Source organism: Amycolatopsis sp. NPDC051045 (assembly GCF_040682955.1).
Lineage (GTDB): Bacteria > Actinomycetota > Actinomycetes > Mycobacteriales > Pseudonocardiaceae > Amycolatopsis.
Genome location: NZ_JBFBCC010000011.1, coordinates 281,410 through 306,145 on the forward strand (window position 1 = coordinate 281,410; position 24,736 = coordinate 306,145).

Consider the following 24,736-nt stretch of genomic DNA (forward strand, 5'->3'; position numbering starts at 1 on the left):
GGCCGGGCCCAGCGCCGGGCGCGAAGACTGGTGGGATGCTCAGACTTCGCCCCCGTTCGGCCGGGGACGGCCGGAACGACGGCGCCCGTCATGATGGGGTCGTGATCGATTCCGCTTCAGGCTCCTCGCCCGCCCCGCCGTCGAAGCCGGTGGTGACCCCGTTGTCGGGCCGGGCGGTGCTGGCCGCGGCCGTCGGGACCGTGCTCGTCGTGGCCGCGGCGGTGCCGGTCTCTGGCTCGGCCTCGCCACGGACGGGGCCGACCCGGCCCGGGTGACCGCCCGGCTGGAGGTGCTCCGGATCGGGTTGAGCCTCGGTCTGGGCGGCGGCGGCCTGTTCGCGCTGTACATGGCGTGGCGACGGCAGCGGTCCACGGAGTTCGCCCTGCTCCAGAAGGAGCGTGACCAGGCTGACGTCGCCCGCGCGTACGCCCTGCAGGAGCGCGTCGCCGCGGCCACCGAAGCCGACGCGGCGGCCCGGCGCATCACCGAGCTGTTCACCAAGGCCGTCGAGCACCTCGGGGCCGGCGAGGCCCCGGTTCGCCTGGGCGGGCTCTACGCGCTGGAACGGCTGGCCCAGGACAACCCGGGGCAGCGGCAGACCATCGTCAACGTGGTGTGCGCCTACCTGCGGATGCCGATCGACCCGGCCGACGACCCGAGCGTGCGGCGGGAGCGCGAAGTCCGGCTCACCGCCCAGCGCATCCTCGCCGCCCACCTGCGCCCGGGCCGGGCGGCCACGTTCTGGCCGGACCTGGAGCTCGACCTGACCGGCGCGGTCCTGCTCGACGCCGACTTCGGCGGCTGTCAAGTGCACGCCCTGCGGCTGGACGGCGTCACGTTCTCCGGCAGTGCCCGCTTCACCGGGACGACCTTCACCGAGGACGCGGCCTTCGAGCACACCACCTTCACCGGCGAAGCCCACTTCGGCCAGGCGGCGTTCACCGGACGCGCGCTGTTCCGCGGCATGACGTTCACCGGGGGAGCCGACTTCACCGAGACGAAGTTCCTGCGCGGCGCCCGGTTCGAAGGCACGTCCTTCACCGCCGACGCCGGGTTTTCCGGGACGAGGTTCGCCCGCCGCGCGTGGTTCACCAAGACCGTCTTCGCCCACGGCGCCGACTTCGCCTCGGCGCGCTTCGCCGCCGACGCCGAGTTCCGCGGCGCGGTCTTCGCCGGCAACGCGAGGTTCGTCGGAACCACCTTCGCCGGCAACGCCAACTTCCCCGGCGCCGCGTTCCGGCACGAGGTCAGCTTCCGGGAAGCCGACTTCACCCGCGACGCGAGCTTCTCCGGCGCGGTCTTCGACGGCACGCTCGGCCTGCGCGACGCGATGTTCCGCAGGAAGGCGGAGTTCCGCGGGGTCACCTTCGCGCGGGAGCCGCGCGTCACCGCCGATCAGTTCCCGGGCGGCGTGCCGCCGGAGCTGCCGGCTCGCTGACGCCCGTCACCGTCTCCGGTGCCGGTACAGGAGCCACACGAAGTAGGGCGCCCCGATGATCGCGGTCATCAAGCCGGCCGGGAGCTGGCCGGGGGCGATGACCGTGCGGCCGGCGGTGTCGGCCGCACAGACCAAAATCGCGCCCAGCAGCGCCGCCGCGGGCAGGAGGCGGGAGTGCCGGCTGCCCACGATCGCGCGGGCCGCGTGCGGAGCGACCAGCCCGACGAACGTGAGCACCCCGATCCCCGCGACCGCCGCGCCGGTCAGCAGCACGGCGCACGACAGCAGCAGCAACCGCGACCGGGCGACGGGCACGCCCAGCACCCGGGGCGTCTCGTCGTCCAGCGCCAGCAGGTCGAGCTCGCGCCGCATGCGGATCAGCACGGGCGCCACCAGCAGGAGAACCAGCGCCATCGGCACGAGGTGGGTGAAGGTCCGGCCGTAGGTCGAGCCACCCAGCCAGGTCAGCGCCTTGGTCTCGTTCCACGGGTCGGACAGGGTGATCAGCAGCGTCACCAGTGCCTGCGCCGCCGCGTGCACGCCGAAGCCGATCAGCACCAGGCGTTCACTGGCGAAGCCGCCTCGAGCGGCCACGGCGAAGACCACGGCCATCGCCAGGGCGGCACCCAGGCCCGCGGAGCCGGTCAAGGTCCAGAAGCCGACCCCGGACCCGAGAGTGAGCACGGTGACCGCGCCGAGGCCCGCGCCGCCGACGACCCCGATCATCCCCGGTTCGGCCAGCGGGTTGCGGGCGACCGCCTGGGTGAGCGCACCGCCCAGCGCCAGCGCCGCGCCCGCCAGCAGCGCGGCCACCACGCGGGGGACGCGGGTGTCCAGCACGCCGGTGACGATCGGGCCCGCTTGGCCGGTCACCCAGTTGACGACGTCGCCCAGCAGCAGTTTCGCGTCCCCGAGCAGCACTGCCCCCACGGCGACGCCGGCGATCGCGAACACCAGCACGCCCAGGAGCACCCGGTACCGGACGGCGCTCACGCCGGCTCGGGCGCCGGCCGCGGGCGGCTCGGCGGTCGCGGAGGTGATCCTGGCGGTGCGGGCCAGTACCACGAGGAAGAGCGCGCCGAGGATCGTCGTCACGACTCCCGTCGGCACTTCCAGGGCTCGTTGCGGGCTGATGATCGCGCGGAGCAGCACGTCGGCGCCCAGCAGGAGCGCCGCGCCCAGCGCCGCGGAGAACGGGAGCAGCGCGGCGTGCCGGTGCAGGCCCGGGACCACGGACGCGAGCAGCCGGGCCAGGGCCGGTGCGGCCAGGCCGACGAACCCGATCGGGCCCGCCAGGGTCACCGCCGCCGCGGCCAGCAGCACGGCCAGCGCGATCGCGGCGAAGCGGAGCCGTCCGACGTGGACCCCCAGCGTCCGGGCGTGGTCGTCGCCGACGTGGATCAGGTCCAGTCGCCGGGCCATGCCGAGCAACGCGGCCAGCGCCAGGCCGACGAGGGGGCCGAGGGTGCGGACACCGGCGAGCCCGTTCTGCTCCAGCGATCCTTCGCCCCACGCGAACAGGCCGCGGGTTTCCTGGGCGTAGAGCAGCAGCAGGACCTGGGTCACGGAGATCAGGGCCAGCGCGATCGCGGTGCCCGCCAGCACCAGCCGCACGATCCCGGTGCCCCCGGTACCGGCCAGCGCGAGCACGAACACGGCCGCGCCCAGTCCGCCGGCGAAGGCGACACCGGTGGCGCCGAGCAGGGGCAGCGAGACACCGAACGCCGCGACCGCGACGACCGCCAGGTGCGCACCGGCGTTGACGGCGAGGGTGTCCGGCGACGCCAAGACGTTGCGGGACACCGACTGCAGCACGGCACCGGCCACGCCGAGCGCGGCCCCGACGACCAGCGCCGCGAGCAATCGCGGGAGCCGCGACTCGACGACCACCGCGGTCGTGTCGCCGGTGCCGGTGCCGAACGCCGGCCGCAGCACGTCGAGGGCGTCCAGGTTCGCGGTGCCTTGCGTCAGGTGCACGGCCGAACCCAGCAGGATCAGGGCGGCGAGCCCGAAGCCCAGCAGCGTCAACCGGCCGCCTCGCCGGACAGTGACGGCCGGCGGCCGCGGCTCGGTCAGGGTTTCCACTCCGGTGCTATCCCTTGAGCGCGGCGAGGGCCGCGTCGACGAACTGCTCCATGGACTTCGGCCCGCCGAACATCCACAGCGAGTCCGGGAAGCGGTGCACCTTGCCGCTCTTGACGAACGGAAGGTTCTTCCAGATCGCGTTGCCGGCCAGCTGCTGCTGGTACGGGTCGCCGTCGGCGTTGTTGGCGATGTACCAGAACCGCACGTCGGGCAGCTGGGTCAGGCCCTCGACGTCGGCCTGGGCGAGCCCGTAGGTCGCGTCGCCCTCCATCGGCCAGGCCGTCTCGAGGCCGAGCCGGCCGAACACCGCGGACACCAGCGCCCCCTTGGTGTAGGGCCGGATGCTGACCGAGCCGGAAGCGACGTAGGCGTCGGAGAAGGCGACCTTCTGCCCGCCGGCGCCGAGTTTCTCTGCTTCGGCCTTGCCGGTGGTGAGCTTCTGCTCGAACTCGGATTTCAGCTGCGCCGCCTTGGCTTCGGTGCCGGTGGCCTTCGCGATGGTGTCCAGGTTGGCGTACATCCCGGCGATCGGGTCCTTGGCGTTGCCGCCGTTGAGGACGATCACCGGCACCTTCGCCTCGATCTGCTGGAGCGCGCCTTCGGTGACGCTGTCGGTGACGATCACCAGATCCGGCCCCAGCGAGCCGAGCGTGTCGAGGCTCGGCTCACCGCGAGTGCCGATGTCCTTCGGGGTGGCGTCGAGCGGCGCGGCGCTCACCCACTGGCCGTAGCCCTTGATGTCGGACACCCCGACCGGCATGACGCCGAGCGAGACGAGGTGCTCGACGCCGTTCCATTCGGTCGCGGCGACGCGCTTGGCCGGGCGGGGCAGCTTCACTTCCTTGCCGCGCGAGTCGACGACCGTGATCGGGCCGGCGCCGCCCGCGGCGGGGGTGCTGCTCGTGGGCTCCTCGGTGGTGCCGCAGGCGGCCACGAAGAACGTGGCGGCCGCGGCCAGGCCGAGGAAGGTCCGGGTGCTGCGCATGGTTCTCCTGTTTCTTTGATGACGGCGGACCGGTCAGACCGACGCGGTGCGCGCTTTCGTGTCGTTGAAGCGGCCGACGGCGCGGGTGTGGATCCGTCCGTCGGCCGGATCGAGCACGACGTCCACGCGGATGCCGTACGCGCGGCTGAGGTTGGCCGACGTCAGCACGTCGGCGGGGGTGCCGGCCTCGGTGACCCGGCCGCCCTCCAGCAGGAGCACCCGGTCGGCGACCGCCGCGGCCTGGTCGAGATCGTGCAGCACCACGCCGACCCCGACGCCGTGCTGGTCGGCGAGGTCGCGGATGACGTCGAGGATCTCCACCTGGTACCGCAGGTCGAGGAAGGTCGTGGGTTCGTCGAGCAGCAGCAGCGCGGTGTCCTGGGCCAGGCAGCCGGCGAGCCACACCCGCTGCGCCTGCCCGCCGGACAGGGCCTGCACCGGCCGGTCGGCGAGGGTGGACAGGCCGGTCAGCGCCAGGGCGCGCTCGACGGCCGCGGGGCCCTCGGGGTCGCGGCCGCCCCAGCGGGAGCGGTGCGGGTGCCTGCCGAACTCGACGAGCTCCCGGACGCTCACGCCGCCCGGGGCGGTTCGCTGCTGGGACAGCAACGTGATCCGCTTGGCGATGTCCTTTCCGGACAGTGCGCGCAGGTCGGCGCCGTCGGCGAAGGTGACCGAGCCGGCCAGGGGCGGGTGCAGCCGCGCCAGTGCGCGCAGCAGCGTCGACTTCCCGCTTCCGTTGGGGCCGATGAGCGCGGTCACCGTGCCCGCGTGCAGGGAAATGGACGCGGCGCGCACGACGATGTCCTGGCCGTAGGCGACATCGATCTCACGCGCGTGGACAGCGCTCTCGGCGTGGTGGGGGACGACGGACACGCGAGAACAATAAGGGAAGCCTTACCTAAAACCGCCAGGTTTGTGGCCGTCGGCACACTGGTCGAGCTCGGCCTGAAGGACCGCGTGGGTGCAGCTCATCGCCGCGTCCGGTGCTGCCTCACCTCGGGTGCGCCGAAGGTGAGCTTCGCCCCAGAGTCTGACTTCTTCGACGACGGGCAGGAGGGTTGTCCCATAGGGAGTGAGCCGGTAGATGACGCGCGCCGGGACCGGTCCGGTCACCACGCGTTCGACGAGTCCGTCGGCTTCGAGTTCGCGCAGCTGTTCGGCCAGCACCTTGGACGTGATCGGCGTGCCTCGGCGGCGGAGACCGGCGAAGTGGCACTCGCCGTGGGCGAGCCAGTAGAGCAGGGTCAGCTTCCACTTCCCGCCGATCGCGGCGAACGCGGCGGCCATCGGACAGCCGGGCAACGGGTTGGGGCGTGCGGGGTTACCTGCAGGTGCCTTCTTGTCCACGGCGGTGCTCCACTCGGATAGTCGAACCATGACCGTGCCATACAAACGAATCCTGATCGCCGGCCTTTCGGCCCTCCTGCTGATTTCGACGGCCGCGTCGGGCGACGCGTCGACGGCGACTTCCGATGGCCGGCAAGACTTCGCGTGGGAGACCGGCAGTTGGCGCAGCACGGTGCGGGTGCTCGCCGAGCCGCTGTCGGCGTCCGCGGACACCTGGCTGCAGTTCGCGGGGACCAGCACGGTGCGGCCGCTTCTGGACGGGCGGGCGAACGTGGTCGAGTTCGAGGTCTCGGGCCCGGACGGGCGCATCGACGCGCTCAACATGCGGCTGTACGAGCCGCAGGCCCAGCGCTGGAGCCTGACGTTCGTCAACATCCGCGACGGGTTGCTCACCCCGGCGGTGTACGGCGGCTTCCGCAACGGCGTGGGCGAGTTCTCCGGCGACGACCAGCTCGGCGGCCGCCCGATCAAGGTGCGGTTCCTCATCTCCCGGCCGAGTCCGGACGAGGCGAGGTTCGAGCAGGCGTTCTCGGCCGACGGCGGGATGACGTGGGAAACGAATTGGCTGGCCGTGGATCGCCGGATCCGCCGCTGAGGCCGTGGATGTCGGTGGCCAGCACGATCCGGGGCGTCGCCGGTAGCGAACCCCCGGCCGCACGCGCGTTTTCCGCGACGGTCAGATGGGTTTGAGGGAACTGGCCTTGTTCGAGAAGCCGTTGTTGCCGAAGTCCGAGTCGTAGGAGAATGCCTGCGCGGTGTAGGCGAGGGAGCCGCCGCAGCCGGGGAGATCCCACAGCCGGACCTGGTGGTTGCGGTAGTTGCTCATGGAATCGGCGTTGTCGGTGATGCCGGACCCGAGGTCGGTGCACGTCGTGGTCGGCGCGTAGCGGTACTCGCCGTCCTGGTGGTCGTGGATCTGGTACAGGCAGAACGTGCTGGCGGGGCAGTCGGCGAACGCGGGGCCCGCGGTGGCAAGGCCGACGAGCGCTGGCTGGATGCCCACGACTATCGCGGCCGCGACGATTCTTCCGTCTCATTTCGTCCTCCATCTGCGGAGAACCGGGTGGTTTTCCCCACTCGGTCGCCGCCGAAAACTGCCTTTTTACCGGCGTCGTCCAATGGCGGCGAAGAATCATTCGGCCGCAATATCGCGGTGGTGGCCGGAAAAACCGATGTGGGCGACGCCGTGCGGTTCCGGAACCGGGTTGGGACCGGACCTGGCGACGCCGAGGCTGCCGCGGTCGAACGGTCGGATAGTCGCGGGTGTACCATCCGGCCGCCCGTGGATCAGGTTGCCGACCGGCAAGCACACGAGCCGAGGACGTCAGAGACGGTCGGGCCCACCGCTGCTGCACCGTCGGGAGCCGGCTGCGGGTTTCGTCGACCAGGGGCTTGCGGGCCACGTATTTCGCCTCCGTACGACGTGGTGGCTCGTCGAGCGGATCCATCCCGACGACGGCGTATCGGCAGACCTCGCGCCGCCGGAGCCGCAGGCCGGCCGGACTTGGGGGGCACGCCCAAGCACCTCATCGGAGCGTTCCCGCGGCCAATTCGGTGCGCGGCTCAGCCTGGCCGCCGGCCCTTGTGGCGGCCTCGGCCAGTGCCTGGGAGACCCGGGCGGAGTGGTAGCTGTCGGCGACGATTCCGCCCCATGTTGCGCACGGTAATCGGTGTTTCCGTCTGCCGCGGGTGTCGCCGAGAAGTGCGGACCGCTTCACCAGCGAAAAGTGACAAATCCGCCCGTGGTGCTCCCCTTGTACGACGCGACATCACACGGTCGGAGCAGTGTTGGTGGAGAAATTTCGCGGTAGGGTGACCTGTGAAAGGGGACTTGGGGGTTTGATCCGTCACGTAATTCGCCGGGGTTGTCAACCACCTCGGGAATTCTGAATCCGGGAACGTAATTTCCGGATCGACTGAGTTGATCGTTCGTGCCGAGGTTTCGCTGTGTGCCTCGGTTCGTGGTTGTGCCCTGCGGGGCGCTGGGGGTGAAGAGTGGCTTTTTCCGAGCGTTCCATTTCGGTTGTCGGCAGATTCGCCGAGATCGTCCGGCGCTCCCCGGAGCGCGTGGCGATCCGCGGCGACGGTGACGAGCTCACCTACGCCGGGCTCGACGCCCGGTCCGATCGGCTGGCCGGGGCGCTGCGCGCCGCGGGGGTGCGGCCGGGCGACGTGGTGGGTGTCGAAGCGAGCCGTGCGGTCGCGACCGTCGTCGGCCTGCTCGCCGTCCTCAAGGCGGGGGCCGGCTATCTCGCGCTGGACTCCCGCTATCCGTTGCGTCACCGGGAAATCCTGCTCCGTGACGCCAGTGTGGACATCGTGCTCGTGCCGGACGATCGTGCCGTGGTCCTCCCGGACGGAGTACGGGCGCTGCGCTCGGACACCGACCACCCCCGAACCGGTTTCACCGCGTCCGACGTGGGCGGGGAGGAGATGGCCTACCTCGCCTACACATCGGGTTCGACCGGGGAACCCAAGGGGGTGTGCGTCCCGCACCGAGCCGTGTGCCGCTTGGTCGTGGACACCGACTTCGTGTCGATCGGCGAAAGCGACGTCTTCCTGCAGTACGCGCCGGTGGCGTTCGACGCCTCGACACTGGAGATCTGGGGTCCGCTGCTCAACGGCGCCCTGCTCGTGCTCGCCCCGGCGGGCGACCTGTCGGCCACGGAGCTGACGAAGTTCGCGCGGCAGCACGAGGTCACCGTGCTGTGGCTGACCGCAGGCCTGTTCCACCAGGTCGTCGACGCCGGCCTGGACGACCTCGGCGGGTTGCGGTACCTCGTCGCGGGCGGCGATGTCCTTTCGCCCGCCCATGTGCGGCGGGCGACGGCCGCGCTGCCGGAGACGACCGTCGTCAACGGGTACGGTCCCACCGAAAACACCACCTTCACCTGCTGCCACCGCGTGTGTGAGCCGGTGGACGGCCCGGTGCCGGTCGGGACCCCGATCCGCGGCACCGGAGCGCACGTGCTGGGCGAAGACCTGACCCCGGTGCCGGACGGGACGATCGGCGAGCTCTACGCCACGGGCGCGGGACTCGCGCACGGGTACTGGGGCAAGCCGTCGTTGACCGCCGAACGATTCCTGCCCGACACCGTCACCGGCCGGCCGGGACAGCGGATGTACCGCACCGGCGACCTGGCGCTGCGGCGCCCGGACGGCGTCGTCGAGTACCACGGCCGGGCCGACCAGCAGGTCAAGATACGCGGCTTCCGCATCGAGCCGGGGGAGGTCGAGGCCGCGGTTGCGGACCTGCCGGGCGTCGCCGGCGCGGTCGTCGTCGCCGAGGCCGCTCCCGCCGGGAAACGCCTGGTGGCCTGGGTTGTCGCCGAGCCGGGTACCCGGTTGTCCACATTGGATATGCGGCGGCGGCTGGCGGACGTCCTGCCGGAATTCGCGCTGCCGTCCCGCATCCGGCTGACCGACGAGCTGCCGCTGACGGCGAACGGGAAGGTCGACCGCGCCGCACTCGCGAACGAGGCCTCGCCGGACCGCCCCGAGCTGAGCGCCCCGTACCGCGCGCCCGGCAGCGAGCTGGAGCAGGCGGTCGCGACACTGTGGACCGACCACCTCGGCGTCGCGGGCATCGGCGCCGACGACGACTTCTTCGAGCTCGGCGGCCACTCGCTGGCCGGCGTGCGGATCATCGGCGAGCTCGCCGGCCGTTTCGGCGTGGAGATCTCGCCCGTGGACTTCTACCTCGACCCGACGCCTGCCGGTCTTGCGGGCACCATCGAGAAAGCGCTCACCACCGCATGAGGATCAGCACCGCACCAGGGCACGTCTCCGACTCTGCACTGTCCGAAGTGGATCTCTTCGACCCGGCGTACTTCGCCGTGGGCGACCCGCACCCGGTGTGGGCGGCGATGCGCGAACGCGCGCCGCTGCACCGCCGGGTGCTGCCGGACGGCCGGTCCTTCCGCTCGGTGACCCGCTACGACGACGCCTGCCGGGTGCTCGGCGACCACCGCGCCTTCACCTCCGAGCGGGGCAGCGTGCTGACGCAGCTCGGGGTCGACGACACCTCGGCCGGCCGGATGCTCGTCTCCACCGATCCGCCGCGACACGGCGAACTGCGCCGCCCCCTCAACGCGCGGTTGTCGGCCCGCACCCTGGCCGCCTGGGAGGACCGCATCCGCGAGGCCGTGCTGCGGTTCCTCGCCCCTGGGTTCGACGGCGGAGACTGGGACGTCGCCGAAGGCGCGTACGACCTGCCGATGACCGTCGCGGGTGCGCTGCTGGGCATTCCCGAGGCCGACTGGGGCGAGCTCGTGCGCTGGACCGCGATGGCGGCCGCGCCGGACGACGCGAAGTTCCGGGTGCGCACCGGCGCGGCGACCCTGGCCATCGCCCACCACCAGTTGTTCGAGTACTTCGGCGCGCAGGTCAAGCTCCGCCGCGACCAGGACGAGGCGGGGGCGGATCTGATCGGCCACCTCATGAGCATGACGGCGGGTGCCGCCCCGCTCACCGACGAGGAGGTCGTCTTCAACTGCTACAGCATCCTGCTCGGGGCCAACGCCACCACGCCGCACACCGTTTCGGGCACGCTGCTCGCCCTGGCCGAGGACCCGGCGCAGCTGCGCCGGGTGCTCGACGAGCCGCAGCTGCTCCCGCGGTTCGTCGAGGAGGGACTCCGCTGGACTTCGGCGGCCAACAGCTTCCTCCGGTATGCCGTGGCGGACACCGAGCTGAGTGGTGGCCGGGTCGAAGCGGGCGAGGCGGTCGCGGTCTGGATCGGCTCGGCCAACCGCGACGAGTCCGTGTTCGCGGACCCGTACCGCTTCGACATCGCCCGTGTCGAGAACCGGCACATCGCGTTCGGCCACGGCCCGCACTACTGCCTCGGCGCCACGCTGGCCCGGCTGACGCTGCGGGTTCTGTTCGAAGAGCTTTTCCACCGGTGCACCGCGATCGAGGTCACCGGAGCACCCCGCCACCTGGCTTCGGTGTTCATCGCGGGCCTCACCAGCCTGCCCGTCCGCATCCGGTGAACCGCCGGACCCTTTCCACCACGGAGGACACGACCGTCGTGAGTTCGAATGCCGTCACCGGGGCCGGGGCGCCGGGCCGTTGGCTCCTGCGCGTCCCCGTCGCCACCTCCGCCGCCCGCCTGTTCTGCTTCCCGTACTCGGGGGTGGGCGCTTCGATGTTCAACGGCTGGCCTCGCTCGATCGGGGACGTCGAGGTGTGCCCCATCCAGCTGCCGGGCCGGGAAAACCGGATCCGGGAAGGGCACTACGGCACCTACGCGGACCTGGCGGAGGCACTCGCCGAGGCCCTGCTCCCGCACCTGGACCGGCCGTTTGCGTTCTTCGGGCACTGCGCCGGTGCCCTGCCCGCCTTCGAGACGGCGGTCTTGCTGTCCGAGCGCGGCCTCCCGGTGCCGACGACGGTGTTCGCTTCGGCGCAGGTCGCGCCGCACGACTGCCCGCACGACCGCTTCCTCGACCTCACCGACGACGAGCTTCGCCGCGAAATCGAATTCCTGACGCTCAGCCGCGGCGGCGAGGTGCACCCGCCGCTGGTCGAGCTCGGCCTGGCGATCCTGCGCGAGGACCTCGAAGCCAACCGGCGCTACCGTCGGTCCGCGCCCATCGCCGTGCCGTTCCCGATCACCGTGCTGCACTGGTCGCAGGACCCGGAGGTGACCCAGGATCAGCTGCGCGGCTGGAACGAGTACTCCGGCCACGTCGGCTTCCGCGTCGTCGAGGGTGGCCACTACGACTTCCTCTCGGCGCCGGCGCAGCTGCTGGAGCAGCTCACCGCACCGTTCGCGGCTCCGGTGACGCAGTGACCGACGTGGCCGTCCCGGTTTTCCGGCTGCCCGGGTTCCGCCGGCTGCTGACCGGCCGGAGCTTGTCGTTCCTGGCGACCGCGCTCGTCCCGATCGCGTTGACGCTGGCGGTCATCAACGCCACCGGCAGCGCCGGCGACCTGGGACTGGTGCTGGCCGCGGAACTGGTGCCGCAGCTGGCCCTGCTGCCCGTCGGGGGCGTGCTGGCCGACCGGTTCCCGGCCCAGCGCGTGGCTTTCGCCGCGGACCTGCTGCGCGGCGTCGCCCAGCTGGCCATCGGAACCGAGCTGCTGCTCGGCTTCGTGCGCATCACCGACCTGGTCGTGCTGTCCGCGGTGACCGGCGTCGGCATTGCCTTCGGCACGCCGACGATGTCGCCACTGGTGTCCGCGGTCGTGCCCGGTGACGCGCGGCTGGCGGCGAACGGCCACCTCGGGGTGGCCCGCGGGATCGCCATGGTGGCCGGGCCCGGGATCGCCGGCGTCCTGGTGGTCACGGTCGGCGCCGGCTGGTCGTTCATCGTCACCGGGGTGCTGTTCGGGGCGGCCGCGGCCACGCTCCGCGGCGTCCGGACGCCGCCGCGGGACGCCTCCGCGCCACCGGCGTCGTTCTTCCGGGAGCTCGCCGACGGGTGGCGCGAGGTCCGGGCCCGCTCGTGGTTCTGGACCAACCTGGTGGGCCACGCGGTCGCGAACCTGGCGGCGGGCGCGCTGATGACGCTCGGCCCGCTGATCGCCGTGCGTTCCCTCGGCGGCGAGGTGGTCTGGGTCGTCATCTACCAGGCGGGGATGGCGGGGCTGGTTGTCGGCGCGCTGGTGGCACCCCGGCTGCGGTTCGGCAGGCCGCTGGTCGCGACGTCGGTGTGCGGCGGCCTGTTCGCACTGCCGCTGCTGGCGTTCGCGGTGCCGGTGGCGCCGTGGGCCGCAGCGGTCGCCTACGGCGTCGGGATGCTCGGCGTCGGCACGTTGAACACGGTCTGGCAGACCACCATGCAACGGCTTTTCCCGCCCACGGCACTGGCCAGGGCGGATTCGTACGACGCGCTGCTGTCGTTCGCGGCGCGGCCGCTCGGGCTCGCCGTCGCGGCTCCGGTCGCCGGGCTGATCGGCGTCACGACACCGCTGATCGCGCTGGCAGTGCTGGTTGTGGTCGTACACCTGGCCATCCTCGCGCTGCCGGACGTGCGGTCGATCACCGGTCCGCGCCGAAGTCGCTGAGCAGCCAACGATTGGGGGACGGAATGACAGACAGTGCAGCGGTGGCGGTGATCGGCGTCGCGTTCGAATTCCCGCGGTGCGCCGACTGGGATTCGCTGACCGCGATGCTCGCCGATGGCCGCGACGCGATGGGGCCGATGCCGCCCGGGCGCGTCGAGCGCACCGGCATCGCCACGTCGGAGGCCGACCGGGACGGCGGCTGGATCGACGGTGTAACCGGGTTCGACCACCGCTACTTCGGCGTCTCGCGCGCCGAAGCGGAGCTGATCGATCCGCGCCAGCGGCGGATGCTTCAGCTGGCCGTCGCCGCGATCGGCGACGCCGGTTACGCGCCGGGCGAGCTCGCCGGCACGAACACCGCCGTGCTCGTCGGCGGCTACGGCGGGCCGCACGCCAGCCTCGCCGACCTGCTCCCGCCGGAGATCCGGGCCGCCGGGGCGGCCGCCACCGGCAGCCTGCACGCCTACGCGGCGGGCCGCATCGCCTACCACCTCGACCTGCGCGGTCCCGCGCTGGTGGTCGACACGTCGTGTTCGTCGTTCCTCGTCGCGCTGCACGAGGCTCGCGCCAAGCTCGCCCGGCGGGAGAGCGACGTCGCCCTCGTCGGCGGCTACGAACTCGTCCTGGGTGATCCGCCGCGCCGCGGTGGCGGCGCCGACGGGCTGGGCGTCCTGTCCGCGACGGACCGCTGCCGTCCGTTCGACCGCGCCGCCGACGGCACGGCCTACGGCGAGGGCGGCGGGTTCGTCGTCCTCAAACCGCTCGCCGCGGCCCTCGCCGACGGCGACACCGTGCACGCCGTACTCCGGGGGAGCGCGGTGAACCAGGACGCGCGCCGCAGCACCGGGCTGACGGTGCCGAGCCCGGTGGCGCAGGCCGCGGTGATCACGGCCGCGCTGCGCGACGCGGCGCGGACACCGCCGGAGATCGGCTACGTCGAGGCACACGGGACCGGGACCAAGATCGGTGACCCCATCGAGGTCGAGGGCCTCGCCGCCGCGCTCGCCGGGGCCTCCCCGCTCGTGTCGTCGGTGAAGGGTACCTTCGGGCACCTCGGCTGCATGGCGGGTTTCGCGGGCCTGGTCCGGATCCTCGCGCAGTTCCGCGCGGGCGAGATCTTCCCGACCGCGCACTTCGAGGCGCCGAACCCGCTCCTGCCGGTGCTCGAACCGCCGATCCGGATCTCCGCGCGGCGCGAACCGTGGCCGGCGGGCGACGCGCCCCGCTGCGCGGGGATCAGCAGTTTCGGTCTCAGCGGCACGAACGCGCACGTGATCGTCGAGGACGGGCCGGCGCCGGAACACCGGCAGGCGGAGATCACCGCCGAGCAGCTGATCGTGCTTTCGGCCCGCACCGAAGACGGGCTGCGGCAGGTGGCGGAGGCACTCCGCAACCGGATCGCCCAGGACGTGGCGGGGTTCGACATCGCCGCGGCCGCCGAGGTCCTCACCAGCGGCCGGGAACACTTCGCCCACCGCCAGGCGTGGGTGGCCTCGGACGCCAAGGACCTGCTGGACCAGCTGGCCGGCCCGTGGCCGGTACCGCACGCCGGATCGCCGCTGCCGGTCGCGCTGGCCATGGGCAGCCCGGTGGATGTCCCGCCCGGCCTGCTGCGGGACGCGGCGGCGGACTTCGCCGGGTTCGCCGAGGTCGTCGCCGAAGCCGCGGCCGTCGTCCCCGAGGCCGGGTGGACCGCGGCCCAGCGCGGGCTGGTCTGGCTGCTCGGCGCGCACCGTGTGCTGGCCGACGCGGGCGTCCGTCCCGCGGTGGTGCTCGCCCACGGGCTCGGCGCGGTCGCCGCCCGGGTGCGCCGGGGCGAGCAGGACCTCGCCGGTGCCCTGACCGCGGACGTGGCCGAGCCGTCGCCCCCGGACCGGGCGGCGCTGGAACGGGCACTGGCCGGTGCCGGGGATCCGTGCGTGCTCGACCTGGCCCCCGGGAGCGCGCTGACGGGAGTGCTGCCCGCGCCTCCGTCGGCCACCGGGCTGCTCGAGGCCCTGCGCGCGCTGTACCTGGCCGGTCACGACCTCGACTGGCGTGGGCTGCGCGGCCGCTGCCCGCACCACCGGCTTCGGCTGCCGGTGGCTCCGCTCGCGGAAGAGCACTGCTGGCCGGTGCTCGCGCCGCCCGTGCCGCTTCCGACGTCCGAAACAGCGCCCGAAGCGCCGCAGGAGGTTTCGGTTTCCGTCGCCGACGCCGTGCTCGCGTTCGCCAGGGAAGTGCTGAAGGAACCGGCGCTGGGCCTCGACGACGACTTCTTCGCCGTCGGCGGGAACTCCCTCAACGGCACCCAGCTGGTCGCCCGGATCAACGAGCGGTTCGGCACCGACGTCGAGGTCCTCGACCTGTTCGACCACGGTGACCTCGCCTCGCTCGCCGAGGCGGTTGCCGGTGAGGCAGGCGAGGCCGAACCCGAAGCCGCACCGGATCAGGATCCGGTCTCCGTGCGCAGCCTGCTGTCGGGGGAGCAGCTGGCGATCTGGGCCGGGTACCGGCTGGAGCCCGAGGCACCCACCTACCACCTGCCGGCGGCGCTCCTGCTCGATGCCGACCCCGGCTTGCCCGCGCTCAGCGCCTTGCTGACCGCGCTCGCGGCTCGGCACCCGATGTTGCGGGCCCGCCTCGAGGACGACCCGGACGGCACGCCCCGGCAGGTCGTCGCGGCGCCGGAGGCGGTCCACCCGGAGGCCGTCGACCTCGACCTGACGGCGTTTCCGGAATCTTCGGGCCGCCGGGCGTTGCTGGGCGAGCTGCGGGCCCTCGTCGCCGAGCCGTTGTCGCCCTACGCCGCGGCGGGCCGGTACCAGCTGGTGCGAGCCCGGTTCGCGGACCGGACCAGCACCGTGCTGCTGCTGACTTTCCACCACCTCTTCGTCGACGGCTGGTCGTGGCGGCTGCTGTTCGCCGACCTCGACGCCGGAACCCCGCTCGCGGACGGCCCGGCCCGGCACTACTTCGCCCACGTGGCCGACCAGCAGTCGACGGTGGACGGACCGGCCGGTGCGGGTCTCGTCCGGTTCTGGACGGACTACCTCGACGGCAGCCGCTACGTTCCGCTTCCCACCGACGAGTCCGCCGCCGGCGACGGGCACGACGAGCTCGCCTTCCCCGTCGGCCGCGAAGTGGCCGCCGGGCTGCGCCGGCTGTCCGGCAGGCGGCGGTGGACGCCGAACATGGTGCTGCTCGCGGCGTGGGCAGCCCTGCTGTGGCGGCTCACCGGCGAGGAGGACATCTGCGTCGCGGTGCCGTCCGCCGGCCGCCGTCCCGCGGACGAACCGGTGGTCGGCAACTACGCGACCACGCTGGTCGTGCGGGTGCGCGTCCGGCCGGGCGAACCGTTCACGGCGCTGGTCGACGCGGTCCGGACGGCGTCGCTGAAGGCGGTCGAGCACCAAGGCCTGCCCACCGACCGGCTGCGCCGCATCGCCCGCCCCGGCTCCACCGACCCGCTGGCCGCCACGGTGTTCGGGTTCTCGGCGGACGTGGCCCCCCTGACCAGGCTGGGCCCGGACGGCCCGGCCGTGGAGCTGCTGGACATCGGCCAGGGCGGCCAGGCGTTCCCCGTGGGGCTCGCCTTGCTGGAGTACGGCACCGAACTTCGCGGGCGGCTCCAGTACGACACCGGTGCGTTCCTGCCCGCGACCGTGCGGGCGTGGCTGGACGCCTACCTCGGATTGCTCGGGCGGGTGGTCGCCGAGGACGCAGGCTTCCCGGTCGGGTCCGTCGACGGGCCGCCGGGCCCGGCGGCCGAGCGGTCCGTGGCGCTCGGGCAGCCGGGCGCGGACCACCGGCGGCACGTCGGGCCCCGCACCCCCACCGAACGCCGGCTCGCCACCCTGTGGCAGCAGCGGTTCGGCCCGGGGCCGATCGGTGTCCTCGACGACTTCCTCGAAGCAGGCGGCGATTCGATGATCGCCATCGCGCTTGCGTCCGCCGCCTCGACGGCCGGACTCGCCCTGCGCCCCAAGCACATCCTCGAACTCCGGACCATCGAGGCCATCGCCAGGGCGGTCGACGAGGCCGATCCGGCGCTCACACCCGCGCCCGAGCGGCCGGCGGCGGTGACCGACGACACCAGCACCGGCGTCGGTGCCGCGCCGGCCCAGCTCGAGTTCCTCACCCGCGGTGTCCCGCGGCCGGACCACTGGAACCACGGCGTCCGCTACACCCTCCGGCGGTCCGTGGGCAAGGCAGCGCTGGACGATGCCCTCGCCGAACTCGCTCGCCGCCATCCCGCCCTGCGCACGCGGTTGCGGCCCGCGGACGGCAGCTGGGTCCAGCTCGTGGCCCCGGAACCCCCGCCGGTGACCGAGTTCGACCTGCGCGAAGTTCCGGCGGCCGGCTGGGCGAGGGCGGTGCACGACGCGGCGACCGGGCTGCACGAAACCCTGAGCCTCGCCGACGGTCCGGTCTGCCGGGCCGGCGTGTTCCGCCGCGGCGGCAGCGGACCGCACGACCTCGTCCTGGTCGTCCACCACGCCGTGGTGGACCTGTACTCGTGGAACGTCCTCACCGAGGAGCTGGCCGCGCTGCTCGACGGCACCCCGCTGCCGCCGCCCGGTCCGGACTTCGCGACCTGGGCCGGGCGGCTGGCCGCCACGGTCCGCGCCCAGCCGGGCCTGCTGGACGCCGGCTACTGGCTGGACCGGTCGTGGAGCGCGCAGCACCGGCCGCTGCCCCCCGGGGACTTCGGTGGGGAGGGCACCACCCGCGAGCTGACCGCCGAGTATCCGCTGCCCGGCGCCGCCCCCGGGTACACGCGGTACGAGCAGCTGCTGGCGGTGCTCGGCGGGGCCCTGCAGCAGTGGCTGGGCGTCCGCGGGGGCGAGGTCGCGATCCAGCTGGTGGGGCACGGCCGGGAGGACCTCTCGGGCGAATTCGACCTCGGCCGGACCGTCGGCTTCTTCACCGCGAGCCATCCCTTCGCGCTGAGCCTGCCGGGACGGCGCCCGGCGGCGGCCCACACGGCCGCGGTCGCCGCCGAGCTGCGTTCGGTGCCCCGCAGCGGCTTCGACTTCGAAGCCGCCCGGCGCCTGCACCCCGACGCCGCGGTCCGCGACCGGCTGGCCGCGATCCCGGCGCCCGCCCTGCTCTTCTCGTTCTGGGGTGCCCCGGCCTTCCTCGCCGCCGGCGCCGACGACCCGGCCGGACCGCTCGGCGACGTGCGGACCGACCTCGTCGGCCAGGACCGCCCGGACGACATGCCCCGGGCGTGCGGGCTGGAGATCTACCCGAGTGTGACGGGTGACCGGCTCCGCGTGAGCTGGCGCTACAGCGGCGACCTGCTGGCCGAGGCTTCGGTCCGGCAGCTCGCCGACGCCTTCCGAGCGGCCCTCGGCCGCTTTCCGAACCCCGAAGAAGACGAAGGAGTCGAGAACGCGTGAACAACACATCGAGCCGGCGCAAGCCATTGGTCGTGCTGACGGCCGCGGCCCTGCTGGCGTCGCTCGCCGCCGCGGGCACCGCGGGAGCGGGCGGCCGCTCACTCGCCGACCGGATGGCCACCGAGGTGACCGGCGCGAACGCGGGAGTCCACCTGGCCGCGCTGGCCGACCTCACCGCGGCCAACGGTGGGCACCGGGTGTCCGGGTCACCGGGGTACGAGGCTTCGGCGGACTACCTGACCAAAAAGCTGCAGCGGGCCGGGTACGTCGTGAAGCGCCAGCCGTTCACCTTCCCCGACTACCGGATCGACGCCGAGACGGTGGCGGAGACCGCGCCACAATCCCGGACCCTGCACCCGCAGATCGCCCGGTTCTCGGTGTCCACGCCGGACACCGGGCTGACCTCGCCGCTCGCCGTGCCGTCCGGCAAGAGCACCGGCTGCACGGCCGACGACTACGCCGGCACCGACGTCAAGGGCAAGGTCGTCCTGGTGAACGTCGGCGACTGCTTCATCACGCAGAAGCAGCTCGTCCTCGGGGGGCTCGGCGCGTCGGCGATGCTGATGAACGCCGGTTCGCCCAACGCCGCGCTCAACCTGCGCTACCGCATGGTGCCGCCCGAGGACGCCCGGATCCCGACGGCGACGCTGCCCCGCGGTGAAGCCGAACAGCTGCAGGCCGACCTCGCCACCGGCGCGGTGACGCTGAAGCTGGACCTGCGCGGCGGCGCGATCACCACGACCACCTACAACCTCATCGCGGACACGCCGACCGGCCGCGCGGACAACACGGTCGTGATGGGCGCGCACCTCGACAGCGTCGACACCACCCCGGGCCTCAACGACAACGGTGCCGCAGCGGCGATGGTCCTGGAGACCGCCCTGCGGCTGGCCCCGCACGCGGGCGAGGTGCGCAACCGCGTCCGGTTCGCCTGGTGGGCGGCCGAGGAGAAGGGGCTCGCCGGTTCGCAGTTCTACGTCGACCAGCTGACCGCGGAGCAGCGCAAGCAGACCGCGCTGTACCTGAACCTCGAGATGATCGGGTCGCCGAACTTCCTCCGGCAGGTCTACAACGGGCAGACGGCGACCGGGCCCGCGCCCGCCGGATCCGAGCAGATTTCCCAGCTGGTGACCGGGTTCTTCGCCGACCGCAAGCTGCCCACGTCCGGCCTGGTGCTCGACGGCCGCTCGGACCACAGCGCGTTCGTCAACGCGGGGATCGCCGCCGGCGGCGTGAACGCCGGATCCGACGCGCTCAAGACCGCGGAGCAGGTGGCCCTCTTCGGCGGCACCGAAGGCCAGATGCTCGACCCCTGCTACCACCAGGCGTGCGACACGCTGGCCAACGTCAACAGGACCATCTTCGACCAGAACGGCCGCGCGATGGCCTGGGCGATCGGCCGGTTCGCGGTGAGCACCGCCGACATCAACGGCGTCGGCTGAACCCTCGTCAGTGTCCCGGGCTCCGGCACCCGCCGGAGCCCGGGGCCGCCGACCGGACAAGGACTGCACATGGAACTGGGGATCGTAGCGCTCGGGCAGGCACTCGGTGCGCCGTGCGAACCGGAAGCGCTGGCCGGTGCCGACCCGGCGAAGCTGCGGGCATGGGGTTACCGGCGTTTCCACCGCGCCGAGGAGGGGGTGGGGCTCACCGACCTGGCCGTGCGGGCGGGCGAAGCCGCGCTACGGCGGGCCGGGGTGCCGGCCGCGGAGCTGGACCTCGTCGTGCTGGCGATGACCGACATCGCGGAATACCTGTACTGGGACCCCGCGGCGGCGGTGCAGCACCGGCTGGGTGCGGACCGGGCCGAGGCCGTGTTGCTCACGCAGGCGTGCGGCGGCGGGGTCACCGCGTTCGACACCGTGGCCGGCCGGTTCGCCACCCACCCCGGCCACCGCACGGCGCTGGTCGTCGCGGCGAACCGGATCATCGAAGAATACTGGGACCGCGTCGAGACCGGCACCTCGCTGGGCTCGGACGGCGCTGCCGCGGCGGTGCTGCGCCGGGACCACCCGGAGTGCCGGTGGCTCGTGACCGAGACGATCAGCGACGGTCGCCACGCCGGGTTCATGCGGATGGAGACCGGCGGCGGGGCCCGGCCGTTTTCCGGCACGCCACCGCGGATCGCGCCGCTGGTCGACCGCATGGACACGTTCTTCGACGGCGACGGCCGGGCCGCGCTGGCCTTCGCCGACCAGCTCACCGCCCGGACCCGCGAGGTGGTCGGCCGCGCCTGCGAGCGCGCCGGGATCCCGGTCGGCGCCCTGGAACGCGTGCTCTACCTGCACGACAACACCGGCGCGTTCGAGGCGCTGGCCAAGGAACTGGGTGTCCCGCTCGACCGGACCAACGTCGAGCAGGCCATGGCGCACGGTCACTGCGGTCCCGCGGACCAGCTGCTCAGCCTGGAGCGGCTGCTCGCCGGCGGCGAGCTCGTGCCCGGTGACGTGGTCGCGCTGGTGAGCATGGGCAGCGGCATGCACTGGGCGTGCACGCTGCTGCGGATCTGACTGCGAAAGGATAGCTGTGGACGACTTGTTCGCCCGAGTGCGCCGCCTGGCCGAGCCGGGCGCCGCCTTCGATCCGTCATTGCCGGACCTGCTGGTCCGCACCGACGACGTCACGCTGGTCCGCGAGGCGGGGCGCGTGCTGGCCGGCCTGGACCCGGCACTGGTGCTGCCGCCCGGCCGCGCGGCCCGCGAGCTCCGCGTCGCGATCGCCGCGTCCTTCACGGCGGACAACGTCGCCCCGCTGCTGCGCGTCGCCCTGCTCGCCGCGGGGATCGACGCCCGGATCCGGCTGACCCCGCCCGACCGGCTGCTCGCGCAGCTGCAGGCGGGCGACTCGGAGCTGACGCGGTTCGCGCCCGACCTGACGCTGTGCCTGACCGACGACCGGTTCTTTCTCCCGGACCGGGTGAGCCCGGAAGATCTCGGCAGCGCACAGGCGGAGAGCGCCGAGCGGCTGGCTGCGTTCGGCGACGCCGTGACGGCGTTCGCCCGGCACGGCAAGGGACGGGTGCTGCTCCACACCGTGCCGCTGCCCGCCGAGCGGCCGAAGACGCTGATCGCGCACGAGGACCGCGCGCGGCTCGGCCGGCTGTGGCGGGAGCTGAACCTCGGCCTGCTCGACCTGGCCGAGCCGGGCGGCCGCGTAGGCGTGCTCGACCTGGAGACGCTGCTGGCGAGCGCGGCGATCCCGCTGCGAGACGAGCGGCTGCACCGGTTCGCCGGGATGGCCTGGTCCCCGGCGCTCGAGTGGCGCTATGCCCGCGAAGCCGCCGGCTATGCCCGCGCGGTCGCCGGGACGTCCCGCAAGTGCCTGGTGGTGGACCTCGACAACACCCTGTGGGGCGGCGTGCTCGGCGACGACGGCCTGGAGAACATCGAAGTCGGCTCGCTGTACCCGGGCAACGCGTTCCTCGCGATGCAGCGCGCCGTGCAGTCGTTGCGGCGTCAGGGCGTCCTGGTCGCCGTGGCCAGCAAGAACGACCCGGACCTGGTGGAGCGGGTGTTCGCCGAGCATCCCGGGCTCGCCCTGCGCCGCGAAGACTTCGTGGCCGTCAAGGCGAACTGGGCCGCCAAGGACGGCAGCCTCGCCGAAATCGCGGCCGAGCTCAATCTGGGGCTCGACAGCTTCGTCTTCGTGGACGACTCGCCGTTCGAATGCGAGCTGGTCCGCGGATCGCTGCCGCAGGTGGCCGTCATCCGGGTCGACGGTGATCCCGCCGACCACGTCGCCGCCATGGTGTCCGGGGGGCATTTCGATGTGCTGGCGACCACGGACACCGACCGGCGGCGGACCGAGCTCTACCAGGAACGGGAGCAACGCCAGCGCTGGCAGGAAAGCCGTCCGTCCACAGAGGACTACCTGGCCGGGCTGGCGATGACCGTGCGGGTGCGGGCCGCCGACGAGTACCAGCTGCCACGGGTCGTCCAGCTCGGCGCGCGGACCAACCAGTTCACCCTGACCGGCCACGCGCATTCCGAGCAGCGGACCCGGGAAATGGCCACGGCGCCGGACGGCCTCGTGCTCGCCTTCGAGGTCGAGGACCGGTTCGGCGACGAAGGGGTCGTCGGAGCCGTGTGGCTCACGTGCGGGCAGGAGAGCTGGCTGATCGAGAACATGGTGATGAGCTGCCGGGTCTTCGCGCGCGGCATCGAGTTCGCGGTTCTGCAGACCGTGGCCGGCCTGGCCGCGGACGCCGGCGCACACCGGCTCGAAGCCGCGTTCCGGGCCACCGGGCGCAACGGCCCGGCCGCCGACTTCCTCGCCGCCGCGGGGTTCACGCCCGCCGGTGACCGCCGGATCCTGCCCCTGCACCCGGAACGTGCTTTCGCCCCCTCGTGGATCACCCTCCGGCACGAAGAACGGACGACCGCTCATGCCTGACACCTCTGTCGACCCAGGACCCGAGCTGACCCGGCTGATCGCCGCCGTCACCGATGTGCCCCTCGCCGACCTCACCCCGGACCGGTCCTTCACCGACCTGGCCGGCTGGAGCAGCCACACGGCGCTGCGCCTGTTCACCGCGGTCGAGGACACCTTCGGCGTCCGGCTCGACCTCAAGACCTACCTGACCACCGCAACCGTCGGCGGGCTGGCGGAGCTGACCGCCGCCGCCCGCCGTCCCGAGGCCCGCCGATGAGCGCGGGCGTCCTGAACGGAGGAACGAACATGGCTGGCTTGCCGGAATCGGTGCGCCGGGCCCCGACCGCCGCGCACGCGTTCGCCGCGGTCGCCGAGGCGGCCGGGAACCGTCCGGCGCTGCGGCAGGGCGGGGCGATCATCGGCTACGCGGAGCTGGCCGGGGCCGCCGGTGCCGCCGCCGACTGGCTGCGGGGCCGCGGCATCGGCCGCGGAGACGTCGTCGCCGTCCTGCACGACCGGTCCCCGCGGTCGATGATCGCCGTCCTGGCGGCGTGGGCCGTCGGAGCCGCCTACGTGCACATCGAGGCGACCGACCCGGACGCCCGTGTGGCGGCACTGCTGGCCACGACGAAGGCACGCGCGGTCTTCACCGACGAGCGCAACGCCGGGCGGCTCACCGGCAGCGCGCTCCCCGTCGCCACTCTCGAGACCGCGTCCGCCCCGTACCGCATCGAGCCGGGGCTCGCCCCCGGCGACGTCGCCTACCTGGTCTGCACTTCCGGCTCCACCGGAACGCCGAAAGCCGTCGTCGTCGCGCACCGCGCGCTGCTGAACTACACCGCGGCCTTCTTCGAGCGGATCGAGGCGCCCAGCCTGGACAGCTTCGGGCTCGCCACGACGTTCGCCGCCGACCTGGGCAAGGTCTCGGTCTACGGCGCCCTCCTCTCGGGCGTACGCCTGGACGTCTACCGCCGCGAAACCACGCTCGATCCGGTCGCGCTGGCCGCCGACCTGCGGGCCCACCCGGCCGACTGCCTCACGTACACGCCGTCGCAGCTGGAGGCCTTGGCGGCCGAAGGAGAGCTGGCCGCGCTGCTGCCGCGCAAGCTGCTCGTCGTCGCCGGGGAGGCCTTCCCACCCCGGCTGGCCCGCGCGATCCTGGCCGTCCGGCCCGACCTGGAGGTGCAGAACGGGTACGGTCCGTCGGAGGCGACGATCCTCGCGACCATGCACCGGGTCGTGCCGGCGGACGCCGACAAGCCCCGGGTCCCGATTGGCACCCCGCTGGCGGGCGTGCGGGCCCGGGTGCTCGGGCCGGATGGCGGCCCGGTCGCCCGGGGTGACCTCGGCGTGCTCCACCTCGGCGGCGTCTGCCTCGCCGACGGCTACCTCGGCGAACCGGAGCTGACCGCGGCGAAGTTCGCCGCCGTCGGTGACGAAGGGCCGTTCTACTGCACCGACGACGTCGTCGTCGAAGGGCCCGGCGGGACGCTCGACTACCTCGGTCGCGCGGACCGGCAGCTCAAGGTGCGTGGCAACCGCGTCGAGCCGGGCGAGGTGGAGGCCGCGCTGCTGGACCGTCCCGGGGTCCGCCAGGCCGTGGTGACGGGGGAGAGCCCGGCGGCAGGCGGACCGAAGGAACTGGTCGCCTACGTCACCGGGACCGGCGAACCCGCCGGGCTCGTCCGCGCGCTACGCGAGACCCTGCCGTCCGCGCTGGTGCCCAGCCGGATCCACTTCGTGCCCGCCATCCCGGTGAACCTCAACGGCAAGACCGATTTCGGCGCTCTGCGGGCCGCGGCCGAACAGGCCACCGCCCCGGAGGAGACCACCGAGCCACCGCGGACCGAGACCGAGCGTTTCGTGCTGGACGTGTGGTCCGAGGTGCTCGGCCGGGCGGCGATCGGCCGGACGGACCGGTTCATGGAGATCGGCGGCGATTCGTTCAAGGCGCTGACCGTCTTCGCCCGGCTCCGCCGGACCTACCCGGACCTCGTCATCACCCAGCTCTACCAGCACGCCACGGCCGCCGAGCTGGCGTCCGCGCTCGACGGCGCGGCGGTGCCCACGCCCGAGGCGGCCGTCACCGTCGTCGAACTCTGATCGGAGGAC

The 24,736-nt window shown here is 73.1% G+C and carries 18 protein-coding genes; 13 read left to right on the forward strand and 5 right to left on the reverse strand.

What is annotated here, in order from left to right:
- The first annotated feature begins 101 nt into the window (after positions 1–101).
- Together AB0M80_RS25830 and AB0M80_RS25835 are read left to right on the forward strand one after the other, a co-directional pair.
- Positions 102–275 carry a hypothetical protein gene (locus AB0M80_RS25830; RefSeq protein ID WP_364569756.1) on the forward strand — a complete coding sequence of 58 codons (174 nt, stop codon included), beginning with the start codon at positions 102–104 and terminating at the stop codon, positions 273–275.
- Entirely contained in the window at positions 272–1,438 is a 1,167-nt protein-coding gene (locus AB0M80_RS25835; RefSeq protein WP_364569759.1) for a pentapeptide repeat-containing protein, read from the forward strand. The genes AB0M80_RS25830 and AB0M80_RS25835 overlap by 4 nt, the downstream gene beginning before the upstream one ends.
- A 6-nt stretch (positions 1,439–1,444) precedes the next feature.
- Here AB0M80_RS25835 and AB0M80_RS25840 read toward each other — a convergent pair whose 3' ends face one another.
- From AB0M80_RS25840 to AB0M80_RS25855, 4 genes are read right to left on the reverse strand one after another with little or no spacing between them, the layout of a single operon-like run.
- A complete protein-coding gene (locus AB0M80_RS25840) occupies positions 1,445–3,523 on the reverse strand; it encodes an iron ABC transporter permease (RefSeq protein WP_364569761.1) in 2,079 nt (692 codons plus the stop codon).
- 7 nt (positions 3,524–3,530) lie between these two features.
- A complete protein-coding gene (locus AB0M80_RS25845; RefSeq protein WP_364569764.1) occupies positions 3,531–4,508 on the reverse strand; it encodes an iron-siderophore ABC transporter substrate-binding protein in 978 nt (325 codons plus the stop codon).
- Positions 4,509–4,541: 33 nt separating this feature from the next.
- On the reverse strand, positions 4,542–5,381 hold the full coding sequence (locus AB0M80_RS25850) for an ABC transporter ATP-binding protein (RefSeq protein WP_364569767.1): 840 nt from the start codon (positions 5,379–5,381) through the stop codon (positions 4,542–4,544).
- A 21-nt stretch (positions 5,382–5,402) separates the two neighbouring features.
- Positions 5,403–5,795, reverse strand: coding sequence for a helix-turn-helix domain-containing protein (locus AB0M80_RS25855; RefSeq protein WP_364569770.1), 393 nt, complete (start codon positions 5,793–5,795; stop codon positions 5,403–5,405).
- A gap of 88 nt (positions 5,796–5,883) precedes the next feature.
- Here AB0M80_RS25855 and AB0M80_RS25860 point away from each other — a divergent pair, with 88 nt between their 5' ends.
- Complete coding sequence (locus AB0M80_RS25860; RefSeq protein WP_364569772.1) at positions 5,884–6,450, forward strand: hypothetical protein; 567 nt, start codon at positions 5,884–5,886, stop codon at positions 6,448–6,450.
- A gap of 81 nt (positions 6,451–6,531) precedes the next feature.
- Here the strand turns inward: AB0M80_RS25860 and AB0M80_RS25865 are convergent, their stop codons facing one another.
- Entirely contained in the window at positions 6,532–6,858 is a 327-nt protein-coding gene (locus AB0M80_RS25865) for a peptidase inhibitor family I36 protein (protein WP_364569775.1), read from the reverse strand.
- Positions 6,859–7,850: 992 nt separating this feature from the next.
- Between AB0M80_RS25865 and AB0M80_RS25870 the strand changes: the two genes are divergently transcribed.
- The 10 genes from AB0M80_RS25870 to AB0M80_RS25915 all read left to right on the forward strand — a co-directional run bounded on the left by AB0M80_RS25870 (position 7,851) and on the right by AB0M80_RS25915 (position 24,727).
- Positions 7,851–9,614 carry a non-ribosomal peptide synthetase gene (locus AB0M80_RS25870; RefSeq protein WP_364569778.1) on the forward strand — a complete coding sequence of 588 codons (1,764 nt, stop codon included), beginning with the start codon at positions 7,851–7,853 and terminating at the stop codon, positions 9,612–9,614.
- Positions 9,615–9,661: 47 nt separating this feature from the next.
- Positions 9,662–10,849, forward strand: a complete 1,188-nt coding sequence (locus AB0M80_RS25875) for a cytochrome P450 (RefSeq protein ID WP_364569781.1) — start codon at positions 9,662–9,664, stop codon at positions 10,847–10,849.
- Positions 10,850–10,887: 38 nt separating this feature from the next.
- Positions 10,888–11,652, forward strand: a complete 765-nt coding sequence (locus AB0M80_RS25880; protein WP_364569784.1) for a thioesterase domain-containing protein — start codon at positions 10,888–10,890, stop codon at positions 11,650–11,652.
- Positions 11,649–12,869 (forward strand): MFS transporter, encoded by a 1,221-nt coding sequence (locus AB0M80_RS25885; RefSeq protein WP_364569787.1) that lies wholly within the window; start codon positions 11,649–11,651, stop codon positions 12,867–12,869. The genes AB0M80_RS25880 and AB0M80_RS25885 overlap by 4 nt, the downstream gene beginning before the upstream one ends.
- 23 nt (positions 12,870–12,892) lie before the next feature.
- Entirely contained in the window at positions 12,893–18,253 is a 5,361-nt protein-coding gene (locus AB0M80_RS25890; protein ID WP_364569790.1) for a condensation domain-containing protein, read from the forward strand.
- Positions 18,250–19,695 (forward strand): M28 family peptidase, encoded by a 1,446-nt coding sequence (locus AB0M80_RS25895; protein WP_364569793.1) that lies wholly within the window; start codon positions 18,250–18,252, stop codon positions 19,693–19,695. The genes AB0M80_RS25890 and AB0M80_RS25895 overlap by 4 nt, the downstream gene beginning before the upstream one ends.
- A gap of 69 nt (positions 19,696–19,764) precedes the next feature.
- Complete coding sequence (locus AB0M80_RS25900) at positions 19,765–20,763, forward strand: 3-oxoacyl-[acyl-carrier-protein] synthase III C-terminal domain-containing protein (RefSeq protein WP_364569796.1); 999 nt, start codon at positions 19,765–19,767, stop codon at positions 20,761–20,763.
- Between the two features lie 16 nt (positions 20,764–20,779).
- Entirely contained in the window at positions 20,780–22,645 is a 1,866-nt protein-coding gene (locus AB0M80_RS25905) for an HAD-IIIC family phosphatase (protein ID WP_364569799.1), read from the forward strand.
- Complete coding sequence (locus AB0M80_RS25910) at positions 22,638–22,901, forward strand: acyl carrier protein (RefSeq protein ID WP_364569802.1); 264 nt, start codon at positions 22,638–22,640, stop codon at positions 22,899–22,901. Before AB0M80_RS25905 ends, AB0M80_RS25910 begins: the two co-directional genes overlap by 8 nt.
- Positions 22,902–22,930: 29 nt before the next feature.
- The gene (locus AB0M80_RS25915) at positions 22,931–24,727 is read left to right on the forward strand and encodes a non-ribosomal peptide synthetase (RefSeq protein WP_364569805.1); all 1,797 of its coding nucleotides are present in this window, start codon (positions 22,931–22,933) and stop codon (positions 24,725–24,727) included.
- Positions 24,728–24,736 lie beyond the last annotated feature (9 nt).

Coding starts and splice junctions, on each gene's coding strand:
- AB0M80_RS25915 (WP_364569805.1), top strand. CDS start 22,931: ATGGCTGGCTTGCCGGAATCGGTGCGCCGGGCCCCGACCGCCGCGCAC.
- AB0M80_RS25900 (WP_364569796.1), top strand. CDS start 19,765: ATGGAACTGGGGATCGTAGCGCTCGGGCAGGCACTCGGTGCGCCGTGC.
- AB0M80_RS25860 (WP_364569772.1), top strand. CDS start 5,884: ATGACCGTGCCATACAAACGAATCCTGATCGCCGGCCTTTCGGCCCTC.
- AB0M80_RS25845 (WP_364569764.1), bottom strand. CDS start 4,508: ATGCGCAGCACCCGGACCTTCCTCGGCCTGGCCGCGGCCGCCACGTTC.
- AB0M80_RS25890 (WP_364569790.1), top strand. CDS start 12,893: ATGACAGACAGTGCAGCGGTGGCGGTGATCGGCGTCGCGTTCGAATTC.
- AB0M80_RS25910 (WP_364569802.1), top strand. CDS start 22,638: ATGCCTGACACCTCTGTCGACCCAGGACCCGAGCTGACCCGGCTGATC.
- AB0M80_RS25855 (WP_364569770.1), bottom strand. CDS start 5,795: ATGGCCGCCGCGTTCGCCGCGATCGGCGGGAAGTGGAAGCTGACCCTG.